Origin of the sequence: Campylobacter novaezeelandiae (assembly GCF_004323845.1) — a bacterium.
GTDB classification, from domain to species: domain Bacteria; phylum Campylobacterota; class Campylobacteria; order Campylobacterales; family Campylobacteraceae; genus Campylobacter_D; species Campylobacter_D novaezeelandiae.
The window spans coordinates 1-10,463 of sequence record NZ_QPGR01000023.1; the positions used below are offsets into that span (position 1 = coordinate 1).

A 10,463-nucleotide genomic window follows, 5' to 3' on the forward strand; every position below is an offset into this window, starting at 1 on the left:
TTTTTAATATTAATACCATTTAAAGTAATATCTAAAGTAACAGGCTTACTTTCATGTCCCCAAAATATTACAGGATTTTGAGCTGCAACATTATTAGGATTAAAAACAGTTCCACCTTGAGTGCTAACTTTTCCTGCAGAATCAGTATAAGCAGTTACATTAAAACTTATATTATGAGGCTTTCTATTATCTTGAGTAGCTGGAGCACCCGGAATAGGAACACCTGGTCTAGTTGGAATTTCATTAGGATTAGATATTATAAATTCTCCAGTAGTTCCTACAGTTACTTTAACACCTTCATTAATATCACTTCCATCTACTTCAAATCCTCCACTCCCATCATAATCAACTCCATATCTTGCATCTCTTTGTAAAAGTTCTCTTAAATCCTCTGTAGTTCTAAAAGTTCTTACTTCTGTATTTAAAAGTCCTCCTTGTATAGCTAACCAATAATTATTCTCAGCTGTTCCCGGGGTATTTTGATTAGCTGTATTAAATGAAGCTCCTCCATCTGGATTATACATAGGATTTAAATCAACAGGAGTTGAACTATAAACGTATTTATGTGCTGTAATCACTTGAACTTTATTCTGATTTTGTGCAGCAGTTCCTGCTATCCAATGTGTTCCTTGACCATTATTTATAGGATTTCCAGCTGGTCTAAGGTTGATATTATCCCAATCAAATACTTGTTTGCCGCCTTCATTTTTAACCCTAATATTACACAACTCCCCAGCTGAGTTATCATTATTTACTTGTAAATCAATATTTTTCATATTATCAGTAGTGCCATCAGAATTAGTATTAATAAAATCTATACCACTACCATCTTTATTTCTAACAGCCTTAACTCCTGTTCCCTCTCTATTATCATTAGGAGCTGTAAAGGTGTTAATATAAGCTATAGCTTCATCTAAACTTTTAATATTTTCATTTTTAATATTAATACCATTTAAAGTAATATCTAAAGTAACAGGCTTACTTTCATGTCCCCAAAATATTACAGGATTTTGAGCTGCAACATTATTAGGATTAAAAACAGTTCCACCTTGAGTGCTAAATTGAGTCTTAAATCACTCTTTTCCATCTAAAACAGGGACAAATAAACATTCTTCTAAAATTTCTTTTTGTAAAGAGGTTCCGTTTTTGGTTAATCTTGTGATGTATTGTTTGCCATTTTGAAGTATAGGAGCTACCAATACTCCATTATCGCTTAGTTGATCAAGTATGATTTCAGGTATAGAAGTAGCATAAGCTGAAAATAAAATTCTATCATAAGGTGCGTAGTTTTTCCAGCCATTTTGTCCATCATCATAACGCACATTAATATTGCTAAAACCTAAAGTTCTAAAAGTATTTGAAGCACTTTTGGCAAGATTTTCTATGCGTTCTATTGTAAAAACCCTTCTTATAACACGACTTAAAATCGCTGCTTGATATCCGCTACCACATCCTATTTCTAAAACGCTATCAGCATCTTTAAAATTTAAGGCCATGGTCATTTTTGCAACAGTTAAAGGAGAACTTATCCATTGAGAATTTGCTAAAGGTAAAGCATCTAAACGATATGCGTGGGCTTTTAGAGGAGAAAAAATTTCACGCGGGACTTCACAAAAGGCATTAAAAAGTTCTTCGTTGATAAAGATCTTTTTGGCAATTTCTTCAGCCATAGTTTTTACACGTTTTTGTTCAAATGCATTCATTTTCACTCCTTAAATTTAAAAAAAATTGTAGCAAAAAATTTAATGCTTGAAAAATTCTCAGATTGTTTTAGTTAGAGAATTTTTGATTTTTAAAAGTTTATTTGAGAATTTAAGTTTATATTTTGTTTTGGATTTTAATGCTAAAAAATTAGGATCTAGAGCTTTAAGTCCTTGTGCAAGATAGGATCTAATTTCTTCTAAATCTTTTTTTTCTTTAATCCTTTTTCCATCTTTAAATACTAAATTCAAAAGTTCTTTTGTATAGTATTCTTTTTTAAGAATAATTTTTTCATCATATATTAAAAGCTTATCATAAAGAGCTTTGTGTGAGCTTTTGTCATAAATTCTATAAAGCTTTTTTAAATGTGGATAAATAGTTTTTTTAGAATTTTCACTTATTTTGATTTTGGGTTTTATGATTTCATCTTTTTGGATCGCTACAAGCTTATATACACAGCCAAATATAGGATCGCTTTTTGCAGTTATAAGTCTTTCTCCTACTCCATAAGCATCAATAGGGGCGTTATTTGAAACTAGATCTTCTATAATAAATTCATCTAAAGAATTTGAAGCTATTATTTTGCATTCTTTAAGCCCTGCAAGATCGAGTTCTTTTCTTATAAATTTACTTAAATTTAAAAGATCTCCAGAGTCTAAACGCACAGCACCTTTTGTGATATTTAAAGATTTAAAAGCATTAATGGCATTTAAAAGACCTTTTTTTACATCATAGGTATCGATGAGTAAAATGGGTTGATTTGGATAGAGTTTAAGGTAAGTGATAAAAGCTTCGTATTCGTCATTAAACATTTGTATCCAAGAATGTGCCATAGTTCCTATAGCTTTTATATCGTAGATTTTAGCACTTAAGGTGCAAGAAGTTCCATCAAAACCAGCAATATAAGCCGATCTTGCCCCATTGATAGCCGCTTCACTCCCGTGTGCCCTGCGTGCACCAAATTCAAAAACAAGAGCATTTTGTGCTACTCTTTTTATACGATTTGCTTTAGTGGCTATAAGACTTTGGTGATTGATATTTAAAAGTATAAAAGTTTCTAAAAGTTGGGCTTCTATAGGATTTGCTTTAATAATCATCAAAGGTTCATTTGGAAAGATAATTTCACCTTCATTTATAGAATAAATTGTGCCCATAAATTTAAAATGGCTTAAATATTCTAAAAATTCTTCGCAAAAAATTTTCTGTTTTCTTAAAAAGTCTATGTCTTCTTTATCAAAATGTAAATTTTCGATAAATTCTAAAATACTTTCAAGCCCAGCAAATATAGCAAAGGAGCCATTATCTGGTATTTTTCTAAAAAAAACTTCAAAATAACAAAGCTCATTTTCTAGTTTTTTTAGAAAATAGCCTTGCGCCATTGTGAATTCATAAAAATCACAAAGCAAGGCTAAATTTTGTTTTTTTTCTTCCATTGATTAAAAATCATCAAAACTTATGCTACCTTTTGAGTAGTTGGTTACTTTACTTTCAAAGAAATTGCTCTTTTGATCGTTGAATTTAGAAAAATCATCAACCCATTTGATAGGATGTTTTGCATTATAGATTTTATCAAGATTGATTGCTACTAATCTTTGATCTATTAAATAATGGATATATTCTTCTATGATATCATCTGTAAAGCCCATAATTTGATTTTGAGTGATATATTTTCCCCATTTGATTTCAAGTTCTCCAGCTTTTTTAAACATTTCATAAATTTTATTGATATTTTTATCGTTAAAAAGATCTGGTCTTTCTTTACGCGTTGAATTAATCATATTTTGAAATAAAAGCAAATGAGTGATTTCATCTCTTTGGATAAAACGAATCATTTGTGCAGATCCTAGCATTTTACCAGCTCTAGCTAAAGCATAGATCGCAGTAAAGCCACTATAAAAATAAATTCCTTCTAAAATTTGATTTGCTACCATTGCTAAAAGAAGTTTATTATCATCTACATCACCTGCTAATTCTTCATAAATTCCTGAAATAAAATCATTTTTTTCTCTTAAGGTTTCATCGTGTTTTTCCATTTCATAAATTAAATCAGTATTGTCACAAATTGCTTCTACCATAACAGCATAAGATTTTGAATGATTTGCTTCTTCGTAAGCTTGACGTGCTAAAACAGCATTGATTTCAGGAGCTGTAATATAAGGGTTGATATTATCAGCTAGATTGTTAGTTTGAAAACTATCCATAGAAATAAGTTGAGACCATACAAGATCATACATTCTTTTTTCACCAGCGGTAAGATTGCAACGATAATCAAGAGCGTCTTTAGTGGTATCTACCTCTTTAGGAAACCAAGTGTTTGCTTCCATAACATCCCAAAGTTTTAAAGCCCAAGTATATTTTGCTTTGGTAAAATTTAAAATCCCGTGAGGATTTCCATCAAAAACTTTTCTATCATTTAAAGTTTCGTTTGAACTTGGGTTGTAAATTCTTTTTCTTTTCATTTTAAGCCTTTCTTTTTATAATACAACTTCTTGTTAATATATCATGTAAATTTAAACCATCTTTCCTAAAAAAGCTAAAAAATAATCCTATTAGCATTCCAAAGCTTATAAAAAATATAAAATATCTTAATATTATTTTTAAAAATTTAGGCTTTTTACCACTTTTTAAATCTATCAAATAAAGATCATATGCTTTTAAACCTGGGCTTTGGGCTGATTTGGCTAAAAATAAAGCTTGTATAAAGCCAAATAGTAAAGGACACAAGGCTGTAATGATACCATTTTGTAAAAAAGCATCTTTAGAGCCTAAAATAAAATAAAATAAATATAAAATTGGGACATAAAGTAAAAAAATATCTATAGTTAGAGCTTTAAAACGCAAGAAGCGTGAAGCAACTCTTGCTTTAATTTTTTTTTCTTTCATTAATTTCCACGACTTCCAGGTTTGATGGCTGTGCTACCTTGATCACAAAGAGGACATTTATCATTATCATAAATTTCAAAGTCAAAATTACCCAAGGTAAAAAGAGGGATATCATTTGGAAGTTTTGCATTTTCTTTTGATTTTGTATTTAAATTTTTTACAGCACAAAAACCACGATTTGCTAAAGCAGCAAAAGCCACCACTTTGCCACCTAAATTTTCTATAATTTTTGCACTTTCTAAAGCACTTCCTCCTGTTGTGATAATATCTTCACAAATAATAAATTTTTCATTTTTTTTAACTTCAAAACCACGTCTTAAAGTCATTTCTCCATTTACTCTTTCTGTAAAAATGAAACGTTTATTACAAGATCTTGCTAATTCGTACCCAGCCAATAATCCTCCTAAAGCAGGAGAACAAATAGAGTCAAATTCTATAGAGTATTGAGAGATTATTTTTGCTAATTCATCACAAAGTTCTTGGGCTTTTTTAGGGTATTCTAAAACTTTTGCACTTTGTAAGTAGAATTTAGAATGCTTACCCGAGCTTAGTAGAAAATGTCCTTCTAATAAAGCTTCGCAATCTTTGTAGATTTGTTCTAAATTCATAGTTTATACCTTTAATAGTTCTGATTCTTTATTTTTTACACTTTCATCTACTTTATTGATATAAAGATCTGTAAGTTTTTGCACTTCATCATAAGCTTTTTTAGCTTCATCTTCTGAGATACTTTTATCTTTTTCCATTTTTTTTACACTATCATTTGCATCTTTGCGTATATTTCTTATGGCAATTTTTGCTTTTTCTCCCATAGCTTTAGCGTGTTTTACATTTTCTTCTCTTTGTTCTTTTGTCATAGGAGGAAAGAAAAGTTTTACACTTTCGCCGTCATTATTAGGATTTACTCCTATATTAGCTGCTGATATTGCAGTTTCGATATTTTTAAGCATAGATTTTTCCCAAGGAGTAATGCTTATAGTGGAAGCATCGTTTGCTAAAACAGTTGAAACTTGATTTAATGGTGTCAAATTCCCATAATAATCTACTTGTATATGATCTAAAATGTGGATATTAACTTTACCTGTTCTTAGAGTGGTAAAGTCTTTTTTTAATGACTCTAAACTTTTTTCACAGTGAGCTTTTTGTTTATTAAAAATTTCATTTAACATTTAAATCCTTTACTTTGTAATATTATTTTCGTTATTGTTTGGCACAGAAGGAACGATGCTCATAGGTGGATTTGGAATGCTTGAGTTATTTTTAACAGTTATTTTTTCAGCCAAAGAGTCTCCAGAGGAAGTATTGTAAATGTAGCTTAAAGCGATGGTATTGGCTATTAATACAATTCCCATAAAAAAGGTAAATTTTGCTAAAAATCCTGCAGGACCTTTTGCCCCAAATAAACTTTCATTACTTCCACTATACGCCCCAAGTCCTATGCTTGAACTTTTTTGAAGTAAAACAGCTATACAAATAACAACAACAATGATAAACTGCAAAATAATTAAAAGAGTTGTCATATTTTTTCCTAAATTTGTGATTATTGTTTAAGAAAATATTTTAACTTATTTAAACTTGAAAAGATTTGAAATTATTAAGAATTTTGTGGGAATTTTCCCACAAATTAACGACTATTTAAACTTCTTAGAATATTAAGTAAGCTTACAAAAAGATTTACAAAGTCAAGATAAAGGGCTACAGCACCTTCAATAGGAGTTTCATAGTTTCCGCGGATAATGTTTTGAGTATCGTAAAGAATATAAAAAGAGAATAAAATCGCAGCAATTGATGAAATAGCAAGGCTTATAATATCACTTTTAATAAAAATATTTAATAAACTTGCCGCAACTATAACAATAAGAACTATAAATAAAGCCTTTCCCATTGTTGTAAAATCTTTTTTTGTATTCATAGCAAAGATACTTAAAGCACCAAAAGCAACGGTTGTAAGTGCAAAAGCTTGAGCTATTATAATAGCGCCTGTTGGCAATGCAAGAACGGAAATTAATAATGGTGTTAAAGTAAGACCTGAACAGAAAGTAAATCCAAAAAGTAAAATTAAATTTAATGGAGCTTCTCTTTTTTTCCATTGTAATGCAAAAAGAAGTCCTATTTCAACAATGAAAAGAATCCAAAAAGTTGCTTGAGATTGTATAAAAAAAGATGCTAAAGCAAAAATTCCAACATAAGCACCAACGCTAGCTGCTAATAAAGACGCTGCAAATAGTTGATAAGTTTGCTTGATAAAAATACTTAGTTGGCTTGAGTAGCTTGTTTCAAGCTCTTTAGATTTTAAATAATCTCTATCATAAAGACTCATTATATCCTCCAAAAAATTATTTTAACTCTAATTATAGCTTAGAACTAAAAACATAAGTTTATCAAACAAGTTTTAATCAAAAGTAAAAATATATTAGATTTATATAATAGTTTTTGATATAATTTATCTTTCATACTTTATAAATTAGGGTATATATGAAAGATCTTATTAAGGGTGCTATAAAGTTTATGCAAGAAGACTTTAAAGAGCATGAAGAGCTTTTTGCAAGTTTAAAAAATAAACAGAATCCTCATACACTTTTTATAGGTTGTTCTGATTCGCGTGTTATACCGCATTTAATTACCAATACAGGTCCTGGGGAACTTTTTGTGGTAAGAAATATTGCAAATATTATTCCTCCTTATCGCGTGGGAGATGATTTTTTAGCTTCAACTTCTGCAATTGAGTATGCTTTAAATTCATTACATATTAAAAATATAGTTGTTTGTGGACATAGTAATTGTGGTGGTTGTAGTGCTCTTTATTATCCAAAAGAAGAGCTTGATAAAATGCCCAATGTTAAAAAATGGCTTACACTTCTTAAAGATATTAAAAAAGATGTTTTAAAATTTTCTAAAGATCCTCCAATGCGTTCATGGTTGACAGAAAAACTTAATTTAATTAATTCTTTGCAAAATATTTTAACCTATCCTAACGTTTTAAAATCTTTTGAAGAGGGTAAATTAGAAATTCATGCTTGGTATTATATTATCGAAACAGGTGAAATTTACGAATATAATTTTAAATCTAAAGTTTTTACTTTAATTCAAGGATAATTTTATGAGAAAATTTTTAATTTTATGTTTTTTTATTTTAAATTTATTTGCTAATAGTGAATTTAAATTTATTGATATTAACAAGAGTATTTTAAATGGAAAAAACGTTTATACTTTATCTCAAAAATTTGTAGAATTAAATGAACAAATTAAAGAATACAAAAAATTTACAGATTCAAACAGTAGTATATACAGCGGTATTTTAAAAGAGCTTGAAGATCAAAAAAAGGAAATTCTTTCAGAAATTCCACAAGTAATTGTAAGTCAAAGAATAAACGAAAAGGCTACAGAATCTTTTTTAAAAATTAAACAACAACTACAAGAGACCTTAAAACGTAGCAATGATAAAAGCTTTATTTATGTAGATACAGCTTTAAATTTAGCTTATTTAGATATCGTTGAGAGTTTTTATTCTTCTTTGTTAAGTTTAGAAAATCTTTTTAAAAGTGCTGCAGATAGTGAAAGTATAGTAAATGTTATCGACGAAGCGATGAATGATTTGCAAAAAACTCTTAGTATGGATTTAAGTGTTTATAGAACAAAAATTACAAACCCTAATGAAATAGAAAAAATATCACACAAAGAAGAAATAATTGCCAATACAGTTAATTCTTATAATGAAATTTTAAAATATTTAAGAGTAAATTCAAAATTACTTGAGAGCAATTATCTTTTTAGCATTTTAGGACTTCAAAATTGGATTGATCGTATTAATGAAATAGCAAATATTCATTTTTTAAATACAGGAAAAATTGTTATTTCAATTTTAACTCTTATTTTTTTCTTTTCATTAAGAAAAGTTTTTTCTCATATAGTTTATTTTCTGCTAGTAAAACTAATTTATCGCAATAAAGCAAAAGCCAATGAGGTTAAAACAATTTTTATTGAAAATATCAAAAAACCTGTAGGATTTTTACTTATTGTTTATGCTATTAGCGTTTGTTTGACAATAACTTTTTATCCAGCTCCTGTTTCTTTTGATCTTACAAATCTTTTTTATATTGTTTATGCTGCGCTTATTGCTTGGCTTGTTCTTAATATTTTAGATGGATATGGTATTGTTTTAGTTGCAAATTTAGCTAAAAAAAGTGATAAAAAAGAAGTTGTAAATTTAATTATCAAAATTTTATATTTTGTTGTTATTATTATAGCTTTGCTTTTTATGCTTGCTCAACTTGGTTTTAATATTTCTGCTATTATCGCTTCTTTAGGAATTGGTGGTTTGGCTGTTGCTTTAGCAGCAAAAGATATCATTGCAAATTTCTTCGCTTCTATCTTGCTTTTGTTTGATAATAGTTTTAACCAGGGAGATTGGATAGAAATTTCAGGTATTGAAGGAACTGTTGTTGAAATAGGGCTTAGAAAAACAACTATAAGAACTTTTGATAATTCTTTGGTTTTTTTGCCAAATTCAACTATTATGGGAGCCAATATTAAGAATTGGAGCAAGAGAAAAATGGGACGTCATGTAAGAATGTATCTTGGTGTTACTTATGATGCAACCCCAGAGCAATTAGAATCTTGTGTAAATGATCTAAGAGAATTGCTAAAAAATAGTCCTTTAGTAGCTCAAGTTGATGATAATGCTTTAAAATATGGAGATACTAAGATAAAATATCGTCAAAATTTAGTTTCCATCAATGATTTAGAAGGATATAAAAACTCTTGCTATGTAGCTTTAAGTGAATTTGCTGATAGTAGTATTAATATAGAGCTTTATTTTTATACAAAGGCTATTTCAGCAAATGATTTTAGGCAAGCAAGACAAACTCTGATGCTAGAATTTATGAGAATAATTGCTAAAAATGGATTAAGCTTTGCTTTTCCAAGTAGAAGTGTTTATGTAGAAAGTTTACCTAAAAACTTTCAAAATAATAAAACCTTTTAGGTTTTATTATTTAAATTAATAAGCTTTTTTACGACATTCAATTTCTATTTTTCTTGCAGTAGGGATTGTTGTGCTTGGTGGAGTAATAGCTGATGACATGTAATAAACTTTAGCTTCTAAAAAATCTCCTATTTTAAGATCTTTAAACATTCCTTTTTTATCCATTCCAAATATACCACAATCATCCATATCTATTTCAGTATTTGGTAGAATTTTGATCGCTATTTGACCACCGTGAATGGCGTCAATTAATATTGTTTTATTATTATCATAAATTTCTGCAATACTTCCTTGTATTTTAATACCATCAGCTAAAAGATTTGTAAATATTACAGATCCTGTAACGATAAGAGATAAAAATAATTTTTTCATAATCAACCTTTCCTTATTTTTAATATTTGATTAGAATGATAAACTTTTTATATAAAGTGAAAGTGAAGTGATGATTTGTGTTTTTTTGGTTTAGTGCAAAATGACAAATAAAGCTAACTTGCCAAAAAGTGTAATTTTAATAATAAAGTATTTGCAAGTTTATATTATTTATATCTAATAAACCATCTCTTAGCTTTAATTTTGGAGTATTAAAAAATATTAGATTGAATTCAGTATATTAAGTAAAATAAGTATATTAAGTATATTAAGTATATTAAGTATATTAAGTATATTAAGTAATAATCTATTTCAAGAGAGTTTATAATTTCATAGATTTTTGTAAACCACAACCACAAAATAATAAAATTTTTCTCAAACTAACCCCAAATTCTAAACCTCATTTAATCTCCCCTTAAGCTTATTAGGAATATAATCTCATTTCTTTTTTACATTTTACAAAAAAGCCTTAAAAGCATTTTTTAAAATAATAAAATAGTTGTATTAAATAATACTTTGATAAAAA

11 protein-coding genes and 1 pseudogene are annotated in these 10,463 nt (G+C 28.3%); 2 read left to right on the forward strand and 10 right to left on the reverse strand.

What is annotated here, in order from left to right:
- Positions 1-119 precede the first annotated feature (119 nt).
- The 9 genes and pseudogenes from DU473_RS07885 to DU473_RS07925 form a co-directional block, all read right to left on the reverse strand.
- A pseudogene (locus DU473_RS07885) lies at positions 120-1,040 on the reverse strand (flagellar hook protein FlgE); the annotation flags it as partial.
- 33 nt (positions 1,041-1,073) lie between these two features.
- Positions 1,074-1,703 (reverse strand): protein-L-isoaspartate(D-aspartate) O-methyltransferase, encoded by a 630-nt coding sequence (locus DU473_RS07890; protein ID WP_131186947.1) that lies wholly within the window; start codon positions 1,701-1,703, stop codon positions 1,074-1,076.
- A 57-nt stretch (positions 1,704-1,760) separates the two neighbouring features.
- Positions 1,761-3,134, reverse strand: a complete 1,374-nt coding sequence (locus DU473_RS07895; RefSeq protein ID WP_131186948.1) for a nicotinate phosphoribosyltransferase — start codon at positions 3,132-3,134, stop codon at positions 1,761-1,763.
- Between the two features lie 3 nt (positions 3,135-3,137).
- Entirely contained in the window at positions 3,138-4,160 is a 1,023-nt protein-coding gene (locus DU473_RS07900; RefSeq protein WP_131186949.1) for a ribonucleotide-diphosphate reductase subunit beta, read from the reverse strand.
- 1 nt (position 4,161) lies between these two features.
- Entirely contained in the window at positions 4,162-4,584 is a 423-nt protein-coding gene (locus DU473_RS07905) for an RDD family protein (RefSeq protein ID WP_131163446.1), read from the reverse strand.
- Positions 4,584-5,192, reverse strand: a complete 609-nt coding sequence (pyrE, locus tag DU473_RS07910; protein ID WP_131186950.1) for an orotate phosphoribosyltransferase — start codon at positions 5,190-5,192, stop codon at positions 4,584-4,586. Before pyrE ends, DU473_RS07905 begins: the two co-directional genes overlap by 1 nt.
- A 3-nt stretch (positions 5,193-5,195) precedes the next feature.
- Positions 5,196-5,753: a ribosome recycling factor gene (gene frr / locus DU473_RS07915; protein WP_131163448.1), complete on the reverse strand. Its 558-nt coding sequence runs from the start codon at positions 5,751-5,753 to the stop codon at positions 5,196-5,198.
- Between the two features lie 9 nt (positions 5,754-5,762).
- Entirely contained in the window at positions 5,763-6,104 is a 342-nt protein-coding gene (secG, locus tag DU473_RS07920) for a preprotein translocase subunit SecG (RefSeq protein WP_131163449.1), read from the reverse strand.
- Positions 6,105-6,208: 104 nt separating this feature from the next.
- Positions 6,209-6,904, reverse strand: a complete 696-nt coding sequence (locus DU473_RS07925; protein ID WP_131163450.1) for a Bax inhibitor-1/YccA family protein — start codon at positions 6,902-6,904, stop codon at positions 6,209-6,211.
- A gap of 155 nt (positions 6,905-7,059) precedes the next feature.
- On the opposite strand from DU473_RS07925, the gene DU473_RS07930 reads away from it, so the two are divergent.
- Entirely contained in the window at positions 7,060-7,680 is a 621-nt protein-coding gene (locus tag DU473_RS07930; protein ID WP_131163451.1) for a carbonic anhydrase, read from the forward strand.
- Between the two features lie 4 nt (positions 7,681-7,684).
- Positions 7,685-9,568, forward strand: coding sequence for a mechanosensitive ion channel family protein (locus tag DU473_RS07935; RefSeq protein WP_131163452.1), 1,884 nt, complete (start codon positions 7,685-7,687; stop codon positions 9,566-9,568).
- Between the two features lie 15 nt (positions 9,569-9,583).
- On the opposite strand, the gene DU473_RS07940 is transcribed toward DU473_RS07935, so the two are convergent.
- Entirely contained in the window at positions 9,584-9,940 is a 357-nt protein-coding gene (locus tag DU473_RS07940; protein ID WP_131186951.1) for a hypothetical protein, read from the reverse strand.
- Between the last annotated feature and the right edge of the window lie 523 nt (positions 9,941-10,463).

Bases quoted from the DNA above. Each gene is read 5' to 3' on its own strand.
- DU473_RS07890 (WP_131186947.1), bottom strand. From the start codon at position 1,703: ATGAATGCATTTGAACAAAAACGTGTAAAAACTATGGCTGAAGAAATT.
- DU473_RS07895 (WP_131186948.1), bottom strand. From the start codon at position 3,134: ATGGAAGAAAAAAAACAAAATTTAGCCTTGCTTTGTGATTTTTATGAA.
- DU473_RS07900 (WP_131186949.1), bottom strand. From the start codon at position 4,160: ATGAAAAGAAAAAGAATTTACAACCCAAGTTCAAACGAAACTTTAAAT.
- DU473_RS07905 (WP_131163446.1), bottom strand. From the start codon at position 4,584: ATGAAAGAAAAAAAAATTAAAGCAAGAGTTGCTTCACGCTTCTTGCGT.
- pyrE (WP_131186950.1), bottom strand. From the start codon at position 5,192: ATGAATTTAGAACAAATCTACAAAGATTGCGAAGCTTTATTAGAAGGA.
- frr (WP_131163448.1), bottom strand. From the start codon at position 5,753: ATGTTAAATGAAATTTTTAATAAACAAAAAGCTCACTGTGAAAAAAGT.
- secG (WP_131163449.1), bottom strand. From the start codon at position 6,104: ATGACAACTCTTTTAATTATTTTGCAGTTTATCATTGTTGTTGTTATT.
- DU473_RS07925 (WP_131163450.1), bottom strand. From the start codon at position 6,904: ATGAGTCTTTATGATAGAGATTATTTAAAATCTAAAGAGCTTGAAACA.
- DU473_RS07930 (WP_131163451.1), top strand. From the start codon at position 7,060: ATGAAAGATCTTATTAAGGGTGCTATAAAGTTTATGCAAGAAGACTTT.
- DU473_RS07935 (WP_131163452.1), top strand. From the start codon at position 7,685: ATGAGAAAATTTTTAATTTTATGTTTTTTTATTTTAAATTTATTTGCT.
- DU473_RS07940 (WP_131186951.1), bottom strand. From the start codon at position 9,940: ATGAAAAAATTATTTTTATCTCTTATCGTTACAGGATCTGTAATATTT.